Annotated in this window: 10 protein-coding genes; 5 read left to right on the forward strand and 5 right to left on the reverse strand. The window is 41.3% G+C overall.

What is annotated here, in order from left to right:
- Nucleotides 1-40 precede the first annotated feature (40 nt).
- From AC1XUE_RS08245 to AC1XUE_RS08260, 4 genes are all read right to left on the reverse strand, one after another.
- Nucleotides 41-1,543 (reverse strand): SusD/RagB family nutrient-binding outer membrane lipoprotein, encoded by a 1,503-nt coding sequence (locus AC1XUE_RS08245; RefSeq protein WP_483355459.1) that lies wholly within the window; start codon nucleotides 1,541-1,543, stop codon nucleotides 41-43.
- A gap of 65 nt (nucleotides 1,544-1,608) precedes the next feature.
- On the reverse strand, nucleotides 1,609-4,731 hold the full coding sequence (locus AC1XUE_RS08250; RefSeq protein WP_483355460.1) for a SusC/RagA family TonB-linked outer membrane protein: 3,123 nt from the start codon (nucleotides 4,729-4,731) through the stop codon (nucleotides 1,609-1,611).
- A gap of 571 nt (nucleotides 4,732-5,302) precedes the next feature.
- A complete protein-coding gene (locus tag AC1XUE_RS08255) occupies nucleotides 5,303-6,895 on the reverse strand; it encodes a RagB/SusD family nutrient uptake outer membrane protein (RefSeq protein WP_483355461.1) in 1,593 nt (530 codons plus the stop codon).
- An 11-nt stretch (nucleotides 6,896-6,906) separates the two neighbouring features.
- Nucleotides 6,907-10,029 carry a SusC/RagA family TonB-linked outer membrane protein gene (locus AC1XUE_RS08260; RefSeq protein WP_483355462.1) on the reverse strand — a complete coding sequence of 1,041 codons (3,123 nt, stop codon included), beginning with the start codon at nucleotides 10,027-10,029 and terminating at the stop codon, nucleotides 6,907-6,909.
- A 1,160-nt stretch (nucleotides 10,030-11,189) separates the two neighbouring features.
- Between AC1XUE_RS08260 and AC1XUE_RS08265 the strand changes: the two genes are divergently transcribed.
- From AC1XUE_RS08265 to AC1XUE_RS08280, 4 genes are all read left to right on the forward strand, one after another.
- On the forward strand, nucleotides 11,190-14,279 hold the full coding sequence (locus AC1XUE_RS08265) for a SusC/RagA family TonB-linked outer membrane protein (protein WP_483355463.1): 3,090 nt from the start codon (nucleotides 11,190-11,192) through the stop codon (nucleotides 14,277-14,279).
- Nucleotides 14,280-14,290: 11 nt separating this feature from the next.
- On the forward strand, nucleotides 14,291-15,727 hold the full coding sequence (locus AC1XUE_RS08270; protein WP_483355464.1) for a SusD/RagB family nutrient-binding outer membrane lipoprotein: 1,437 nt from the start codon (nucleotides 14,291-14,293) through the stop codon (nucleotides 15,725-15,727).
- Between the two features lie 142 nt (nucleotides 15,728-15,869).
- Nucleotides 15,870-17,114 carry a pyridoxal phosphate-dependent aminotransferase gene (locus AC1XUE_RS08275; RefSeq protein WP_483355465.1) on the forward strand — a complete coding sequence of 415 codons (1,245 nt, stop codon included), beginning with the start codon at nucleotides 15,870-15,872 and terminating at the stop codon, nucleotides 17,112-17,114.
- A gap of 49 nt (nucleotides 17,115-17,163) precedes the next feature.
- Nucleotides 17,164-17,952, forward strand: a complete 789-nt coding sequence (locus AC1XUE_RS08280) for a queuosine precursor transporter (RefSeq protein ID WP_483355466.1) — start codon at nucleotides 17,164-17,166, stop codon at nucleotides 17,950-17,952.
- A gap of 79 nt (nucleotides 17,953-18,031) precedes the next feature.
- Here the strand turns inward: AC1XUE_RS08280 and AC1XUE_RS08285 are convergent, their stop codons facing one another.
- The gene (locus AC1XUE_RS08285) at nucleotides 18,032-18,790 is read right to left on the reverse strand and encodes a TrmH family RNA methyltransferase (protein WP_483355467.1); all 759 of its coding nucleotides are present in this window, start codon (nucleotides 18,788-18,790) and stop codon (nucleotides 18,032-18,034) included.
- Here AC1XUE_RS08285 and tamL point away from each other — a divergent pair.
- Entirely contained in the window at nucleotides 18,790-21,306 is a 2,517-nt protein-coding gene (gene tamL, locus AC1XUE_RS08290; protein ID WP_483355468.1) for a translocation and assembly module lipoprotein TamL, read from the forward strand. The genes AC1XUE_RS08285 and tamL overlap by 1 nt on opposite strands.
- Nucleotides 21,307-21,453: the final 147 nt, after the last annotated feature.

Raw genomic sequence — 21,453 nt, forward strand, 5'->3', positions numbered from 1 at the left:
CCTCTTTCGAGACAGCCCTTTGTAAAATTGATTAGGACGATTACTTATCCCAGAAGATTTTCACCTGCTGGTTGGGTTTCTGCGCTGGTACGCCGACAGGATTCGTGTCAACCTCAGACTGTGGATAATAGAGAGAACGTGGTACGGCAGGTTCCATTGGGTTCGCTGGCAGAGTCAAAGCCGGATAACCTGTTCTTCTGTAATCGGTCCATGGTTCTACTGCTACACCGTAAAGAGCTACATATTTTTCCTCAATAATCTGTTTGATCATTGCTTCACTGGCTCCTGCTAGTGTGCCATTCGTTGTCAGGTAAGTGGCAATAGTAGCATCAGCTACCCCGGCACTTTTCATGCTTGCGGTGATACCTTTAGTGAACCACTCCTGAGCAACTCCATTAGCGCCACGTGCCGCAGCTTCTGCTCTGATAAAGCAGTATTCTGCGTAAGTCAGCAGCCGGATTGGAGCTGCACCAGTGTAGGTGAGAGCTGTTGCCTGAATACCGCCATCAGCATTAGGAGTAGGTGTGCCCGACACTGCTCCACGGAGATATGTATGCATCCGAGAGTAATTTACAGTAGTAGGGTCTCCGGCCTTCACCCCTTTGTAATTCGTAGAACCGTAAGGGAATGTTGTAAAGTAACTTGCTCTTCTCGGGTCAGACTTCAGATTCATCATGTCCACCAACTGAGACGCAGCAAAAAGGTAATTTGCTCTGCTGATTTCGAAGGCGTGGATTGGATTACGTCTATTCGCTTCATCTAAAAAGGACATTTGAAAACTATCTTCATTCCCCTCCATAAATACCGCATCGGATCCTACCAGACTATTAATTTGCTGCGTCATGAACGCAGGATCTACTTTGCTATAATGGATGTAGATTCGCAGCTTTAATGTATTCGCAAGTTTCTCCCATTGCTTTTTCGTTGTAGCGAATGTACCAGGATAAATAACTGAATTAACTCCAGGTGATAAGGTGCTAGTAGAAGCCTTGATTTCAGCAATTCCTTCATCCAAAAGCTTAATCAAATTCGTATAAACTGCCGCCGCATCGTCATAAGCCGGCTGTGTATTTTCAGTCAATAAAAGCGCATTGGTGAATGGCACATTACCCCACATATCTACCGCAAGCTGATATTCGTACGCTTTCAATATCTTCGCAACCCCCGAATAATGCGGGCTTCCGTTCGCTGTAGCATTTTTGATAATAAGTTCCAGGTCACTCAATGTAGTAGCAAACATGCTAGACCAAAGGTTATTTTGGTCGCTTCCCTGAATGTTATATCTGGTGAAATCAAACGTCTGATTAGGCTGAGAAGCCTGACCTGACAAGTGCTGTGCGATAATTGTTGAATAACGGAACTTATCACTACCACCTTCAAATCCCAGGTTCACCTGTGCTGCTGTAAGCAACTGAGGCAAGGGAGCATTGGTAGATATAATATTGTCTGGATCAGTGTTGATTTCCAGAAAGTCAGAGCAGCCTGTGAAAAACAAGCTTCCCATAGCTAGTCCTGCCGTAAGTATATATGATATTTTTTTCATAGTAAATCTTAATATAAGTTATCTATCTTCTGAGGCAAACCCATAAAGTTTATCCTTCTCGTGAATTAGAATGATGCTCTTAAAGAAACACCCATAGAGCGAGTTTGCGGAAGCGCATTGAATTCAAGACCCTGCGCATTTGAGATACCCAAAGCATTCTGCTCCGGATCCAGATGAGGATAGTTGGGTGTATGCATCCATAAATTACGACCAAATACACTTGCTTCTACGCTACCAAATGGTGTTTTAGACAAAAATGCAGCCGGTATTTTATAACTGAGAGAAGCTTCTCTCAGTCTTACCCAAGATGTTTCCAGGATATAGCCTTCTGCTGCGGCATATTTCCCTAAGTTACCCCAGTATTGCTCTACAGTTACAGGTACTGCATTTGCTTCACCTGCTGCATTTACTCCTTCAAAAAGATAAGGTGTTGTAGCAGTTCCATCTGCATTGAAACGCTCAAACTCGGCTGTCTCAGCAGCGACACCATTTCTACGAATATCTGCGATGTTACGGCTATACTGATCCCCGCCCTTCTTGATATCAATCAGGAATGAAAGGTTAAATCCTTTTACAGACAGACTATTATTGATGCCTAACAAAAACTTAGGATTAGGATTACCGATCTTCTCAACACCGGATGTAATCATAGGCAAACCATTCGCACCGATAATCATTGGTGAACTTCTATCCTGGCTTCCGTCTTCCAATTGTCGCTGGCGCAGATATGCATTACCATAAATCTGACCATATTCATCACCTTTTACCAATCGGATATTTGGTGTTGTAAATCCACCAAGGAAGATGTTGGGCACATTATCGGCCAATTCTTCAACCTTGCTCTTGAATTGCGTATAATTAAAAGTAAGTCCCCAGTTCACAGAATTTGTTTTCACAGGTACCACTGTTACACCTAGCTCTACACCTTTGTTGCTCATTTTACCTGCATTCTGAGTGATTGCAGTAATACCTGATCCGGCAGAAACAGGAACAGAGAATATCAAATCCCTTGATTTTTGTTGATAAACCGTTCCTTCAATCGTCAGCCTCGACTTGAAGAAAGATAGTTCAGCAGCCAATTCCTTATTAGTTGTAAATTCCGGCCCCAAGTCAGGATTTCCTGCTGTATTACTCAGGGTAAAACCTTGTAGTCCGTTGTATGGAAAGCTGACAGTCGGCCCAAAACCATCACTTGAGCTTGCTCCCACAAAGTATGAATCCGTGCTATAAACGAAATCAGTACCAGCTTTACCTACTGTTGCAATATTTCCACGAAGCTTGATATTATCAATAACATCATTTTTCAGAGTAGGGAACAATTCAGTAATGTTTACAGAAGCAGCTACTGCATTGTATAGGTAGGATCTGTTGTTTTTCAGGAAGGTTGAAGACCAGTCGTTTCTTAACGTTACATTCAAACTGGCAATACTTTTATAACCTAACGTCAAATCTCCATATAAACCTATCAGCCTCACCTTGGAGGAACCAAAGGTCGGATTAAAAGTAGTTGTGTTTTTCATCTGTTCGAAATCCCGAACGATTACACCCAAACCTGTTACAGAAGCGGTTCTGTTATAAATCTGGGAGATTTCATTCCCTACAATCAGAGCAGATGTAAAGTCTCCGAAGTTCTTTGTCGCCGTTAAGAAGAAGTTGGAGTTATAGTTTCTGTATTGGTGACGACGCTCAAGCACACCACCTGCACCGCCAGCCGTGGTATTGGCTGCTCCTCGCGCCCCGATCTGGTCATAACCATGGATGAAGGTTGAATGCACATCCGTTCCTAATTTATAGTCCGCGTTCAGCCAGTCAGTGATATTATACTTAAAGGCAACGTTCCCTATTACACGGTTGATCTCATCATTATAACGATTGTGTTTGATGGTCCAGTAAGGATTATCTTCTCCACCAAAATACAACTGACCGCCTGCAGCGTTCTCGAAAGGTAAATTAGTCAAGTCATAACTGCGTGGCATAAACCAGGCGCGGAACAGAGGGCTACTAAGCTGATTTCCCTGCTGAGTTCTTCTCGAATGGTTATTAATATAATTAGCTGATACACTCACATTCAGCTTCTTATTAACCTGATGACTACTATTCAGAGAGAAGTTATGCCGTTCCAACTTGTTCACATCAATAACACTTGTGTTGCTAAGGTATCCGTAAGAAAAACGGAAAGTGCTCTTATCGTTTCCACCACTGAATCCAAGATTGCCCTGGAAGTTTTTACCTCTCTGAAAGATATCTTTAACATTGTTCGGATGAGCCTGAAGCTGTTCCTGATCTCCAAAGAAATTGGTTACTGTCTGTCCCGCGATTTTAGGTCCCCACGAAGATGGAGATGTATTGATATATCTGCCACCAGTTCCCTGGCCATATTCATTCTGATAATCCGGAAGACGATTTACCTCCTCAACAGCATACGATGTGGAGAAAGTTATTGCATTTTTCTGATTCAGGCCTCCTTTTTTTGTAGTAATAAGGATAACACCATTCGATGCTCTGGAACCATATAGTGCAGCAGCCGATGGGCCTTTTAGCACCGTCATAGTTTCAATATCATCCTGATTGATGTCAATAGCACGGTTGGATGGAGGAACCCCCGTCTGAAGTGCTGTTTCACCACCACCATTGTCTATAGGTACACCGTCGATCACAAACAGCGGCTGGTTACTTCCTGTAAATGTGGTATTACCACGAATTACAATACTGGAACCTGTGAAAGCACCACCGCTACCGCTTACTCTTACACCCGGGACCTTACCAGCCAAAGCATTGGTCACATTGGTTGTGCGCGCCTGTGTAAGCTCTTCTGTATTAAGCTGGGTAACACCATAACCCAGTGTTTTCTTGTCTCTTTTGATACCAAATGCTGTAACAACTACCTCTGAAAGGTTTTGAATATCGCTATCCAGGGTAATATTCAGAACAGATTTCCCTGATACCTCTACTTCTTTGGTCACAAAACCAATAAAGCTTACCACCAACGTTGCATTCTGACTGGTGCTTATTGAAAAATCCCCTTCCGCATTTGTTGTAGTTCCCGTAGTACTTCCCTTTACAAGAATTGAAACGCCGGGTAATAAAGAACCATCTTCCCCGGACGTAACGGTTCCGGTAATCACTCTGTTTTGCGCCAGGACGACACCTGAGCAGAACAAGCATAAAAACAATAAATACTTCCTCATACTTTGATTAGTTAGGTAGGTAAATAAACATATAATAGATACTAAATTCCAAATACTTTGACCGCGTTTGATTCATGTGTTGGATTCAAGGATTAATACAAAACACAGGTCAAACACTCCTGCTAATCCGGATAGAGGATGCAGACGTCTACATGATAATACTGAGAAAAATTACTTTAAAAGTCAGGGAGTCACGAGGATGGGAAGTACTTTCTACTTCGGAATTCGGGAAGGTTTGATAGAGGATAAATCATATTCTTTAAAGTTAGGTTTGTTATATTTTCACTAAGTAGTAAAAATAGCTATTGTTTTAATATTTCCAATTGTATTTAAATAATTTTCCAAACTATAATTTTGAAAAATTATTCATAATCATAATTATTATTTTCAAAATACACTATTTACCAATATTAAATACTGATTAAGCCATGGACACAAAGCATACCTATTTAGAACGAAGTAAAAAGTGATTAAAAACTCATCCAACGCTGTTAGAATTGCACAAAAAAAGGCTGTCTCGAAATCGAGACAGCCTTTCTAGCAAATAATTTGAATTTATTTATGATTCAAATTAATACCCGGGATTTTGCTGATCTTCCAAAGTCTTGTTCACAGAAGTTTCTGAAACAGGAATTGGCCACAAGAATTTAAAATCGCTATAAGGAATTGCAGCAACACTTCCTGTAATTGTTGGGCGTGTTGTAAGATCATAATTTGTTCCCCTAACCTGAGATACCTCTATTTTAGCAGGTATACCACCTGTAGAATATTTAGTATCATTAGCAAGTCTATGGATATCAGACCAACGACGTCCTTCTCCAGTAAACTCAATACGGCGCTCATTTAAAATCGCCTGAGTAAGGTCAGCCGGAGCAGTTGTAAATCTAGCTGCAGCAGGGACAGAACGATTTCTTACAGCATTTAAAAGTGCTAGTGCCTGATCGTTATTTCCTGATCTCGCATACGCTTCTGCACTATTAAGAATCACCTCAGCATAGCGTATGATAGGTGCATAGTCGCCATACACACCGTACTCGCGAAACTTGTAGGAAAAAAAGAAAGGAAAATTACCAGTTGTTTGTCCAATCTGCAATTTTGTACGTCTTAAATCTCCATCTACCCAAAAAGGAGCATTATATAGATTTGGGCTTGTAGCGATCAAGTCTCTGGCTGTCCTGCTGGACGGACCGAACATATTTGCAAGAGCACCGTTTGCACCACCATTTGATTGTGCACTATTAGCTATAGAGAAAACAGACTCCTTATTTGCCTTGTAATTAGTGAAAGGCGTTTCCGGATCAGCTTCCAGTTCATAAGCGCCAATTGCACTTTTGAATGAACCAGTTGTTGCATTCGTTCCAAGTTTGGCTCCTTCGGCTATCACACCAGCCCAATCTCCCTGATGCAATTTAACACGAGATTTCAAAGCTATTGCAGCGCCAGATGTTACACGGGCAATTCCATTTGTACGAGTTGCAGGCAAGTTTTGCTCAGCAAAATCCAAATCTGCCAGCAGCTTCGTATATGCTTCAGCAACAGTGCCACGTCCCTGAGCCAACCCTTCAGTTACAGCTGCCCCTGATGTGATCGGGTTTTCTCTGTAAGGAACACCTGCTGAAGCACCAGCGCCATCCAGAAAAGGACGGGCAAAATGGATCAATAATTCATGGTGTGATAAAGCACGGATAAATCTGCCCTCTGCTTCGTATCGGCTTGCGACGTCAGCCGCAATAACTCCGTTTGCTCCCGCCGTCTTAACACCATTGATAATAATGTTGGCTTGATTGATCAATGCATAGAGTTGCTCCCAATGGTTTACATTGTTAGCTGATGCAGTTGTATACTGTGCTCTGTAAGTGATATCGTAAAAAGCCTGAAGATTGATCATATCTTCTCCACGCATTTCTCCTTGCTGCGTGGAAGCCGCTCCAAAGGGATACCCTCTTCCTGCTGCTCCGGCATAAGTACCTACAGCTGCTGCCTGGTACATACCAACCGTTGCCAGTTCAATGTTTCCGGGACTTGTGAAAGCTGTTGTTTCCGATAAACTCGAAAGAGGATCCAGTTCAGTAAAGTTCTTACATGAGTAGAAAGAAATACTGGATATTGCAAGTGCCAGACTAATCTGCCTGAAAGCCAGCTTGCCAAAGTTATTAATTTTCATATTTCAATATTTTAAAAACCTAGATTAAGACCTACAGTGAATACTCGTGGTATTGGATTAGTACGGTTGTCCAAACCAGGTTGCTGATTGTTAGTCGAACTAGTAGTAGAAGATGTCGCCAACTCAGGATCCAGTCCACTGTATTTCGTAATAACGAAAGCGTTCTGAACCTGCGCATAAACCCTGAAAGTATTAGATTTGATTTTACTTTTAAGACCTGCCGGTAGCGTGTAGCCAATACTAATATTCTGAGCTCTCAGGAAGCTACCGTTTTCCAAAAATCTGCTCACAGTATGTCCGTTTTGCAGCTGATAGCTATCACTACCAAAATACAAACGAGGCACATCCGTTTCCTGTCCGTCACCAGTCCAACGGTTCAGCAATTCTCTTCCAGCATTTGCAAAAACTTGATTGTTAAGTTGTTCCTGACGTGTGACGTTATATACTTTATTTCCACCAGAGAACGTAAGGAATATACCAAGATCGAAATTTCCATAGTTGAAGTTGTTATTGAAACCCCCATACCATGTAGGCATTGAGTTACCTAAAAACCTTTTGTCAGCCTGTGTCAGCGCAGCAGCAGCAACACTTACGTCACCTTTGTTGTCTGGATTATAAACTGCATAATCGGTTCTTCCTACACGTTGCTGGATAAGCGTTCCGTCTGCTTTCTCAAATATAGGGTTACCATTGGCAGAGTTAACACCGCGACTCTGGTATCCAAAGAAGGTACCAATCTGGCGTCCCTCTTCAGTTCTGTTGTATGTACTGGTAATTGGTGCACCATTTACTAGTCTGGTTACTTCATTTTTAATCAAAGTCAGGTTAATGTTACTTCTCCATACAAATGATCCACGCTGAATGTTTGTGCTGTTTAAAGAGAATTCAACCCCTTGATTGTACATGGCACCTATGTTCTGAGCAATCTGATTAGATGGGATACCCAACGAAGGAGGTGTTGGAGCAAGGAGGATCAGATTGTCTATGTTATTGCGGAAGTACTCAGCAGAGAAAGATATCCGGTTAGACAATACCGATAAATCAAGACCAAAATTCAACTTTTTGCTTGTTTCAAAGCTAAGATCATTATTTCCCACCTGATTGTAGCGGATACCACTCCAGTCACCATACTGTGTAGCTGCAAAAACACCTGCATAAGGATAATTACCAATTTCAACGTTACCCACTTTGGCAAAACCACCACGAAGTTTTAACTCGCTTACAAAATCAAGGTTAGCTGATTTGAAGAAATTTTCTTCCGAGATTCTCCAACCAACAGATACACCTGGCAGCGTTGCACCCTGGTTACCATGAGGAAGTGAGGAAATCTTATCATGACGAACCGTTGCACTTAATAAGTAGCGATCCATAAGCGAGTAATTAACACGCCCGAAATAAGATTCAAATGCTCTTTGTGAGAATCCACCACCAATGAACTGATTTGTTAAAGAACCACTGATGATATTCTCGTTCTCTCCGAAATACACACTTGAAAGGTTCGTTCCATGAGCAAAGAAAGATCTTGCATTTGTCTTCTGATGTTCAATACCAGCTACTGCACCGATTTTAGACTGCCCTATCGTTTTATTGTAACTGATGGTGTTCTGCCAGTTGTAACGGAAAGTCGGTAAGTTATACTGATAAATACGACCATTCACACCACGTCCATCACCATGGCCCGGATGGTAGAACATGTAATCCTCTCCGTTCAGATAGTTAATACCGATTTGCGTTTTTAAATTTAGTCCTGCTAAAATTTCCACATCAACAAATGCATTCCCTGTTAGATTCAGGTTCATATTTTTGTAAATGTTGTTGTCTAACACAAAGCGTTGGTTTGTATAATTACCATAGATAGGTCTGGTATTAGCACCTTGTCCCAGACTGGTCAAATCTGCGCTCAGGTTATAAGAACCATCAGGCCACATTGCCGGTACGTTAGGGAAGGCATATATAGCTCCAGCGATATTTCCTGACAGTGCATTCGTACCCGTGTTCAAACCTGTGTTGGTCGCGTGAGTCACAAACGTGTTAACACCAAATGTAACTTTATCGTTAAATGCCTTCTGATCAATTTTAGCTCGGAAAGAGTACTTAGTCTGATTGTTGGCATCAATATTTCCCTGCAAGTTTGCATAACCTAAAGAGAAATAGTAGTTGGTTGCAGCCGTTGCACCGCTAAATGACAACGCGTGGTTATGCTGAAAACCATTCCGAAGAATCTCTTTCTGCCAGTCTGTATTGTAATTCTCACCGGTTTCAGGATTTACTGTTGCAAAAGCAGCAGCAGGAAGTCCTGCGTTTGCCAACTTTTCGTTGGTAATTTCAACAAACTCATCAGCATTCAGCAAATCGAATTTTTTAGAAGGTCGTGCAGAGGCAAACCATCCATCATAAGTAAATTTAGGTGCACCTAGCTTTCCTCTTTTTGTGGTAATCAAAATTACACCACTTGCTGCGCGAGACCCATAAATGGCCGTTGCTGAACCATCCTTCAGTACTTCCAGACTTTCGATATCATTAGGGTTGATATCTCCAAGTGGGTTATAGGAAGTATTAGCACCCTGATCCCCTGCTATATAAGGTATACCATCCACAACGTAAAGTGGATCAGAACTATTTGAAATAGAGTTTACACCACGAATACGCACACGTGCAGGCTGGCCTAAAACACCACTTGGTACGGATGCCTGTACACCAGCAACCTGTCCCTGAAGATATCTGTCTACACTTGGTATTGCTATGCTTTTGAAGCTTTCCCCTTTGATTGTACCTACAGATCCGGTTACATCGCGTCTTTGCTGAGAACCATATCCAGTAACAACCACCTCACTCAATTGTGTCTGGTCACTTACCAGTGCAACATTGATAACAGATTGGTTTCCTGCTGAAACTTCCTTAGTATTCATACCTACAAAGCTGAATACCAGTGTAACTCCGTCACGGTTTGCATTAATTGAATACGTACCATCTGCATTTGAAGTGGTACCTGTTGTAGTTCCTTTAATCAGAACGGAAACACCCGGAAGCACAGACCCATCATCTGTGGATGTTACAGTCCCGGTAATAACCCTGTCCTGTGCCAGGACTAACCCGGAGCAAAACAAGAATAAAATCAATAAATAACTCCTCATACTTTATTAGTTAGTTAGGTGAAAAAAAATATAAAACAGCTGAAAGCAGATTATATACAAGTGAATTAGGATGCAGCAAACAGATATCGATATCCAGCCCCTGAACACAAACAACCATCAGGGTTTAATCCAATAGATGCCAGACGCTCAAAAGTGCGAGGATACAAGTCAGTTCGTTCGGAAAATGCACTTCCGCTACATAAAATTAGATGGGATATTTAAATTTAAAATTCATGGCAGACAGGATTCTGACATCGAATGGAGCTAGATAGAGGATAAATCATATTTTATTAAAGTTAGGTTTGTTATGTATTTCTACTGTTGCAAAAGTAACTATTGTTTTGACCACCACAATAAAATTTTATAGATTTATCAAAATTTACTTTGGTTTCACACCAACAAATGGCAAATTTTATATTAAAGAAGGAATTTTTTGCCAATTTTTCAACTGAATGAATTTTCTATTTGAGTGGGTATTTCTTCTTTTTTTCTAACAATTTGACAATACGGTTACATTATTATTACTAAATGGCTGATTTCTTAATGATATTTTAATTTTCCAATAGCTATTAAATACCATTTTATTTTTGTTGACAAGGAACATTATTGCCATTCAGGCGAATCTACAAAACCAATTCTAAATTATATAAATAATACAATTATTGCCCTCTAAAGTACGATCAAAAGATTGACTTATATCCAATACTTTCCGAATGACATCAACAACAGGTATCACTGTTATTGTTATTGACCTCAACCTCTGCAAAGACTCAACTACATTGTTATAACGTGTCCGGTCCATTACAAGAAATATTTTTTGATTATCTGCACAATTTATAAGCTGTAAAAATTAGGTGACTTACAGGATATAGATCAACCAAATACTATTGTGCATTTTCCGTCAAACACACGTATAAGAAAATACAAAACAAAGTAAAATAGAATAATAATTGGAAAATTGACTTCAAACCAGGACACAGACAAAATAGGAAAAATTGCAATTATCGCAAACGAACATCCATTTAATTGTACTTTTTAACAAAATCGGACACAAAAAAGGCTATTTTTTGCCAATCGTATAATTTAATTATTAAGATTATGTTAATGAAATATTATTTTTACACTCTTAACATTAACCAACTTTAACCAAATCAAATCGTATGAGGAAGTTTATACTATTCTGCTTTACGATGACAATGCTTCTTAGCATACATGTCTCGGGGCAAAACCTGACGGTTACCGGCGTGGTCTCCGCAGAAGACGGGTCCGTACTGCCTGGCGTGAGTATCACTGTAAAAGGTAGTACAAGAGGAACTACCACTAATGAAAATGGTAATTATACTATTGATGTACCTGAGGCCACTACTTTAACATTCAGTTTTATCGGTTTTGCGTCCCAGGATTTGACCGTTGGCGGACGATCGGTTATTAATGTTGTCTTGAAAAACGACATTAGCCAATTGAACGAGGTTGTCGTTACAGCACAAGGTATTCAGAGAGAAAAACGCTCACTCGGATACGCGGTTTCTGAAATAAAGGGTGACGTTGTTAATAAGGTTCCTGAACAAAATTTTGTTAACTCCCTGAACGGTAAAGTATCAGGCGTACAGGTGACTTCTGGTGGTGCACCGGGACAGGCAGCCAGAATTACAATTAGAGGTGGCGCGAAATCGATCTCCGGTGACAATCAGCCATTATTTGTTATTGACGGAATTCCTGTTAGCAATGATAATGACGGAAGTGGGGCTGCAAACGAAGTATCCGGGGCTGCCACTCCAAACAGAGTAGGTGATATTAACCCGAATGACATCGAGTCGATCAGCGTATTGAAAGGTAGTGCAGCATCTGTACTATATGGTAACAGAGGATCTAACGGGGTCGTTTTGATCACAACCAAATCCGGTAAAGGAACAAAAGGCAAACCGGTTATTACAGTTAATTCCAATATAGGTATCGACAATGCTTTGAGATTACCTTCTTACCAAACTAAATTTGCTCAAGGTAACCGTGGAGCTTATTTAGAAGGAACTTCCTTGTCTTGGGGACCAGAAATTACAGGTCAGCAGGTTACAAGCGCAGCTGCCGGTGGAACCGCAACACTTAGGGTTCATGATCCACGTGCTGATTTCTTGAGAACTGGTGTGACGATAAACAACAATGTAAGTATCTCTCAAACGCTTGAAAAAACCACTTTTTACGTATCTGTTGGTCAAAACAAACAAACTGCAATTGTCCCTAACCAGGGTTACAGCAAAGCAAACTTCAGAACGAACGTAACTACTAATCTTTCTAACAAGATTACAGCTGGGATTAATGTAGGTTATACAAAAAGTAACGGTGATGTACCTTACTTGGGACAAGATGGTAATAATCCATTCTTCTCTCTATTCCACGTTCCTGTGAGCTGGGATCTTAATGGTTACGGTTATCAAAATCCAACTACAGGAAGACAGATCAACTTTCGTGGCGGGGCATTTGACAACCCACTGTGGACTACAAACAAAACCTATTTTAATACAAAAAATGATCACTTTATAGGTGGGTTGAACTTTGCTTATACACCCACGTCCTGGTTGAATTTCACATATCGCCTGGGTATGGATCAGTACACAGATAACCGTCAGTCTTTCAGAGATATCTACACAGGAGGTAATCCAAACGGCTATCTGAGTAACGACATTGTTGGCAGACAACAGATTACGTCAACATTTGTGGCCAATCTGAGCCATACTTTCAATGATGACTTTTCGGGAACACTTTCTCTTGGTCATGATTACAAGCAGAGAAAATATGACCGTAATGCACAAACTGCTACCATGTTGGCATTACCAGGAATCGCCCACATGAACAATGCTACTGCTTTTGATCCCGATTATGAGTATCATTCTAAAAGAAACCTGATTGGTACATTTGCCGATCTACGTTTGGATTATCGTAATTACCTATTTTTAGGTGTAACAGTTAGAAATGAGTGGTCGTCCACATTGCCTCAGGCTAATAGAAGCTTCCTATATCCTGGCGTTAACGCTTCTTTCGTGTTTAGCGAAGCACTAAACATTAATCCCGATATTCTTAATTTCGGAAAAGTGAGATTGAGCTGGGCTAAGACAGCCAGGGATACTGATCCGTACAGATTACAGAGCACATATATATTAGCAAGTGCTACCGATGGATTTACAGATGGTGTAACTTTCCCATACATTGGTTTACCAGGCTACATGGTTAATTCAACAGTGAACAATCCAAATCTGAAACCTGAGTTCACAAGAGAAATTGAAGCAGGTGCAGAATTGAAATTTTTCAAGAGCAGACTTGGTGTGGATTTGACTTACTTTCATAACAAAAACACAGATGGAATTATATCCCTGGACGTTGCGCCAAGTACAGGTGCATCTTCCCTGATCGTCAATTCCGGAAGAACTACGAATAAGGGTATCGAAGTTGGATTGGATTTTCAGGCGATTAAAACAACAGACTTTAACTGGAACGTGGGTGTGGTGTATAGCCGAATCCGTACCGAAGTGAACGAGCTATACGGAGATCTCGATAAACTGTATCTGGGTGGATTTAGTGGTAACCCTGCTATTTATGCAGTGAAAGGAGAAAGATATGGAAGTATCATTGGTGCAGGATACAAAAGAACCAATGTAGCTGGCGTTGCTAATCCAAATGGTGCAATTTCCACAGACGCAGATGGATATCCATTGCTCGAAGATGGACTTACACTAGGTCATATCGAGCCTAACTGGACTGGAGGGATAACCAACACATTTACATATAAAGGTCTGAGGCTCTCTGCCTTGATTGACACCCGTCAAGGTGGTCATATTTTCAGTGGAACTTCTCAACTTTTAGACAACTATGGAGTTTCTGAAAGAACACTGGATCGTGGATCAAACATCGTATTTGATGGAGTTGATGAAGAAACTGGCGTTAAAAACGAAATTTCTGCGGTTAAAGACCAGGATTGGTATGGATACGTAAGCGGCTCAAATGCAGAAGCTCACGTATACAAGAACAACTGGGTTAAACTTCGTGAAGCAAATCTTTCTTACACTTTCAATATCAAAAGAAGCATTTTACAGTCAATTGACTTAGGTGTATACGGTCGCAATTTGGCCTTGTGGACCAAAGTTCCTGATATCGATCCTGAATCCAGCTCATTCGGTTCTGGCAATGGACAAGGAGCAAGCCGTATGGCCTATCCTTCTACACGTTCACTTGGTGTAAATGTTAAGTTGACTTTCTAAAAGATACAGATATGAAATTTTTCAATAAAAAATATATCTATCCTGCCGTTATGGCATCGTTCCTGATAATAACCGGAACTGCCTGTGAGGATAGCTTGAACATCAATACAGATCCAAACTCATTTACTGATGTTCCACTACGCACTATTTTACCAGCTGCTCAGGTCAATCTTGCTTACGCGTTAGGTGGTGATGCAAGCAGATACACCGGCTCCATTGTCCAATATTATGGGGGGCATCGCGGTCAGCCTCTGGAATATAGCCAGTTTACATTTAATCCATCCACAACAGATACGTTTTGGGACCGAATGTATACCTCGGTCCTAACTCAGATGAAAGCGTTAATGGCTAAGGCGGATGAGAACGGAGACGATATCTATACAGGTATTGCTCAGATTACAACAGCTCAGACGATTTCCATTTTAACCGATATGTTCGGTGATATTCCTTACAGCGAAGCACTTCTCAGCACTGAGAATATAACTCCTTCTTATGATAAGCAAGAAGCTATCTACAGTGCTTTGATTGATTTACTGAATCAGGGTATAGCCAATGTGAAGTCAGGACAGGGTACCAAACCGGGAACAGATGACCTGGTGTATGGTGGAGATGTGGTGAAATGGGAAAAGTTTGCGAATTCCCTTAAACTAAGACTTTATAATCATTTAAGTAAGGTACAGCCAAATGCTGCTGCAGAGTTCCTTGCAACCAATCCTGCTCTGATCACCGCCAATGCAGACAATGCAAAGGTAACATTTGGTGCAAATGCCTCTAATGCAAATCCTATTTACCAATTCGACGTATTGTCGGGTAGAAAAGATATGGCGGTATCAAGCACAATCGTGAACAAAATGAAGGCTCTAGCGGACCCAAGGATTCCTTTGTATTTCCATGGAATTGCGAATGGAACTAATGCAGGCCAATATGCAGGTAATGGCCCTGGTGTGAACGATGATGATTCAGGTGAGACTAAGTTTTCAAGAGTGGGAAGTTTTTATGCATCAAGCACTTCCCCTGTTGTTTTCCTGAGTGCTGCAGAGGTACAGTTTATCATTGCTGAGGTACAGTTCCGCAAAGGAGACCAGGCAGCTGCTACAACTGCTTACAATGCTGCTGTAAAAAATGACTTTGCTGCCCTCGGACTTTCCGCTGCATCTGATGCGTACCTGGCAACTACTGCTGTCAAATATGACAATACTTTAAACAGAATTCTGGAGCAGAAATGGATAACGATGTACCAGGCACCTTACGAGGCATGGGTTGACTGGCGTCGCACTGGTTTTCCGCAGCTAGCTATACCCGTAACAAACTTTAATGGAGGGGTTACGCCACGGAGATTACCATATCCACAGTTGGAATTGAATCTTAACCGACAATCCATTGAGGAAGGTCCCGGCTTTCTTACTTCTGTTGAAGCAATGAAATCAAGAGTTTGGTGGGACAAATAATTATCTCTGATTTTTAGGTTGAGAAAACCGTTGCAAGTTGTTTGCAGCGGTTTTCTTAGTTTATAGCATATAATTATTCCTGTATAAGCTGCCATTTCAATTTTTCCTTAACTTTGAAAATCAATCGCATTACAATCAGCTCATGGAATTTTTAAAAAGCCAACGCCTCAACAATCTGAAGTATGAGATCAGAGGCGCTACGTATCAGAAAGCGCTGGAACTCGAAAGCCAGGGTTTTAAAATTCACAATCTGAATATTGGCAATCCCGCCCCTTTCGGGTTCGATTCTCCGGATGAAATCGTACATGATATCATCATGAACCTTCGCAATGCCCAAGGTTATTCAGATTCAAGAGGTTTGTTCGCCGCGCGAAAAGCTGTGATGCATTACACCCAGACTATCGGGATTCAGGATGTAGAAATTAATGATATATTTATTGGAAATGGTGTAAGTGAGCTTATTTTACTATCCATGCAGGCGTTGCTGAATCCTGGCGACGAAGTGCTCGTTCCAAGTCCGGACTACCCACTTTGGACTGCCTCCATTGCGCTGAGTGGTGGCACACCTGTACATTATATATGTGACGAACAGGCCGACTGGAATCCGGATCTTGAAGACATGGAGAAAAAGATCACTTCACGTACCAAGGGTATTGTACTCATCAATCCCAACAATCCTACTGGTGCCGTATATGAAAAGGACGTGCTGGTACGTATAGCCAAGATGGCTGAGGAACACGGACTGATTATTTTTTCTGACGAGATATACGACAAGATACTCTATGACGGGGCTGTACATTACCCTATGGGATCTCTTGTAACTGATACACTTTGTGTTTCGTATGGTGGATTATCAAAAAACTACCGATCGGCGGGTTTCCGCGGTGGATGGATGATCCTGAGCGGTGCCAAGCAAAAAGCTAAATCCTATATGGAAGGACTTCTGCTACTGGCAAGTCTTCGTCTGTGTGCGAATGTCCCGACACAATATGCCATTCAAACTGCATTAGGGGGATATCAGAGTATACATGAATTAACCATGCCCACTGGCAGGCTCTATAAACAGATCAATCTCGTATACGACAGGCTGGTTTCTATACCCGGCGTTACTTGTGTGAAACCCAAAGGCTCTTTGTATGTTTTTCCAAAAATTGATCTGAAAAAATTCGGATTGAAAAATGACGAGCAGTTTGTGTATGACCTGTTGAGTGAACAAAAAGTACTTGTGGTAGCAGGAACCGGTTTTAATTATAAAAGTGATGACCACTTCCGGATCGTTATCTTGCCTACATTGGATGAACTGAACCAGGCTATGGATAAGCTCGAATTCTTCCTCGAAAACCGTCGTGTACTCTCGACAAGAACTGTAGAAGATGTAATAGCTTAGTGTAATTGAGCCTAAGAAATTGAACTTGTAAATTTCAGATTGAAAGTAAATGATACCGCCAGACCAGTCGATTCAGGAAGCTAAAAGACAACGACTATTTCTCGTTCTATGCAGTATCTTTCTTACAAATGCTTTGATAGCCGAAATTATTGGTGGCAAGATTTTCTCGGTGGAAGCACTTCTTGGTATTCCACCGGCCCAATTATTGATTGGTGGTCAGCGACTGGATTTTAACATGACTGCCGGTGTGATTAACTGGCCGATTGTATTTATTACCTCTGACATCATCAATGAGTATTTTGGCAAAAAAGGTGTAAAACGTATTTCTTATCTCACTGCGGGTTTCATTGTATACACCTTCGTAACTGTGCTCGTTGCGACGAAACTACCTCCCGCCCAATTCTGGCTCGATCTGAACGGAAATGATAATGCTGGCAACGCCTTTAATATCAATGATGCGTTTACAAAGATTTTCAATCAGGGATTAGGGATTATGGTTGGATCTATTGTAGCATTCCTTCTTGGACAATTGCTGGACATATCCGTTTTCTCATGGCTACGCAAAAAAACAGGAGGCCGATATATATGGCTTCGCGCAACCGGCTCCACCATGTTCTCCCAGCTTATAGACAGCTTTCTTGTGATTGCGATCGCTTTCTATGTTTTCGGGAACTGGGATTTGAAACAGGTATTTTCTGTAGGCAGCATCAACTATTTATACAAGGGAATGATTGCTATTTTCCTTACTCCCCTCTTGTACGTTGCCCATTATTTTATAGACGGATACCTGGGCAAGGAATATGTCGAAGAGCTTACACATCAAGCTTCGGAAGAGTAAGGGGCAAAGGGAAAAGGGCATGGGAAAAGGAACACGCCCAAAACCCACTACCCTATGCCGATTACCCCAAGCCCGGACCCTACGCCCCAATACTCCGCCTCAAATTATCCAGAATCACTGCCGTTGCAATACCTACATTGAGAGACTCTGCTTCGCCGAAACGCGGAATTGTTACTTTTTCTTTCACGTAAGTTTCAACATCCTTTCCTACTCCATTCGCCTCATTACCCATGATGATATACCCTCCTTTTGGAGAAAATTGAAAATCGTACAAAGAATGTCCACCCAGAAAAGCGCCGATTACAGTCTGATCCTCGGTGTGTTGTTCCAGATACGTTGCCAGATCCGTGTAATACAGTTTCACTCTTGTAAAAGACCCTTTACTTGCGGCAATTACTTTGGGATTATACAGATCCGTAGTAGAATTGGAACATACAATTTTACTGATACCATACCAATCTGCGATTCTGATAATCGTCCCCAGGTTGCCCGGATCATTAATATCGTCCAACACGATCACATATTCAGATTCATCAGCACTCAGAAAAACATTTTCTTTACTCTTCGCAACTGCCAGACAGGAATCATTCGTTTGAAATGAACCGAGCCCCTCAAGTTCAGTTAATGTAACGGTTTCGATAAGAGTTTTGCGCTCGCTTAAAATACTTGAGTATTTTTGTTGAAATTCCTGTGTAGCCAATACAAACTCAACGTCGAAATCAGAGCGGATCAGTTCCAGTACACTTTTGGCACCTTCAATAATAAAAGATTGATTAAGGTGACGATACTTCTTGATTTTTAGCGAGTTAATATACTTAATACGATTTTTAGAAAGCATTGAATAGCGAATATAATTTCAAGTACTGTTTATATCTCTTCCTGTTTCTTCTGGGGCTGTCGTCTTGTGCCCGAAAGCAACAAACCCAGCTGAATGGTTATTATCTGGGCAACTCTTATATTAAAGGGAATCATGCGATCAGTAATTCAGAGCTCGACGCACTGATTCCTCAAAAACCCAACCGACGATTACTTGGTTTACCCGTTTTTCCTTATGTAGGACTTTATCGCTTCGGACAGCTTTTTTATGTCAAGGAAGAAAAACAACGGAAAGTAATAGAGGTAACGCAAAATTACCAGAAAGAATCACGTTTGCATGAAGACAATCCAGCTAAACTTGAAAAAATTCAGCGCAGATATAGCAAAAAACTTGAAAGAGCCCAGAATCGTGTCGAAAAAGGTAATTTTTGGATGTGGGTTTTGGGAGAGGAGCCGGTATATTACGTTCAGGGTGAAGTAGAGAAGAATGCAGAGAAGATGCAAAAGTATCTTTATAACAACGGCTTTTTTCAGTCTGCGGTGACATTTACTCCGGATACGATTTTTAACCGCATCAAGGTTACGTACCAGGTTTCAGAAAACCGTCCGACCATGATACGTCATGTTGAGTACCATATAACCAATGCCTTTGCCGATAGCCTGGTGACGGCAAACGCTAAAGATGCTGCAATTCTTTCAGGAAAGCGATACGATGGTGATGCTTTCGAAGAAGAACGTGTCAGGATCGAGACATTATTTCGTAACGAGGGTTATATGGGATTTTCACGCCAGAATGTAACGTATCTGGTAAACGACACGCTTACTAACCCTGAGACCGATAGCGCGTTCAAAGAGGTTGATGTCGATGTGAATGTAGATATGGAAACTACCGGAGACAAAAAACTTGACCGGTATACTTTTTCTTCGGTCAAGTTTGAGGTTGCTTCTCCTACGGGTTTGCCCGACTCGCTATTTAGAAAAACAGCATCCACTTTCCGGGAAATAAACTATTCATTTTCCGACAAAAAATTTTCAACAAGTATCCTCGACAGCAAAATTCAGATCCGTCCCGGCGACTTCTACAGCCAGCAGAAAGAGCGGGATACCCAGCGGCTGTTATCACTTACAGATCAGTTCCGGTTTATCAATTACGGCTATAAACTCGACTCCACCGGTAAAGGAATACAGGCAACCTACAAGGCTATCCCACTTGACAAGTACCAGTTTTCAACTGATCTTGGATTAAATGTAATTCAATTACAGGGAGCACCGGGGCCCTTTGCCAACTTTTCTTATAAAATCAGAAACGTATTCAACGGGTTGGAAAACTTCGAGGCCAATATTCGTGGTGGTATTGAGCTGGTACCTGGTTTTTTGAATGACAATGACATTTACAGAAGTGAAGAAATCGGACTCAATACTTCCATATTATTTCCGAAACTACTCATACCGGGTAATTACTTTGGTCGAAAAGTGGCTGCCTACAATCCACGCACGCAGGTTGGAGTAGGTTTCAATTTTGTGAACAGACCGGAATATTCAAGAACTAACTTCAAAACAGCACTCACTTATTCCTGGCAGCCTAACAATTTTACACTCTACAATCTTTCCTTAATTGACCTTAACATACTTAATACTTCAAGATTAAGTCCGGGATTCAGCAATTTGCTTGATACCTTACAGGCACAAGGGAATAATCTGAGATACAGCTTTTTGAAAGCATTCGTTTCAGATGTCAACTTCACCTACGTTTTCAATAATAATCCCATTGCAGGTCCTCAGAAAAATGCCCGTTATTTCAGATTTTCTTTTGAATCCGGCGGAACATCCCAAAATCTTTTCCCAGGCCAAAAACGATTAATCAACAACATTTTCAAGGATAATGACGGGAATCTGCAATTCTATAAATATATCCGCTGGAATATCGATTTCCGACGATACTGGCCTGTAGGGCGGCAATCAGCATTTGTAGCGAGAGTCAACAGCGGAGCGATCCATAGTTATGGCGATAACAAGGTTCCACCTTATGAAAAGTATTTCTTTGCAGGTGGATCTAATAGTGTAAGAGCCTGGCTTCCACGCCGGTTAGGTCCGGGTTCAGCACCACCACAGCTTACTACATCCAATCTTTTGATTGAAGCACCCGGACAGTTCTTACTCGAAGGAAATCTGGAATGGCGTGGTCACCTGGCCGATTTTTTCGGAGCTATCAATTATGCCTTCTTTATTGACGCAGGAAATGTATGGAGTTTCAACAGTCCGAATGACAGGCAAAATCTTAAAGCTGAAACACTATTGAAAGATATAGCCGTGGGATCCGGCTTTGGTATACGCTACGATCTGTCATTTTTTGTACTTCGGTTTGATTTTGGGATTAAAGTATATGACCCTTCAATAATGACTGTACAAACCGACGATGCTGATACCATCATTAAAAGAAGAGGTTTTGTACTGGACGATTTTGATATCAGGAAACCTTTCCGACGTTCTCAGCCCAATTTTCTGAATATCAATCTGGGAGTTGGTTATCCTTTCTGACCTCATCAGTGCATTGTTCCTTCCATACCAATGCCAAAGGAAGACTGCGGATCATGTATTAACTTTATCAGGTGAATTATGACAGTTTGTCAGTTTTCGCCAATTTATTTTACCTTTGTAGTTCTTAAGGATACTACCAAGAATACC

The organism is Dyadobacter sp. HNCC25DJ187, assembly GCF_056895255.1.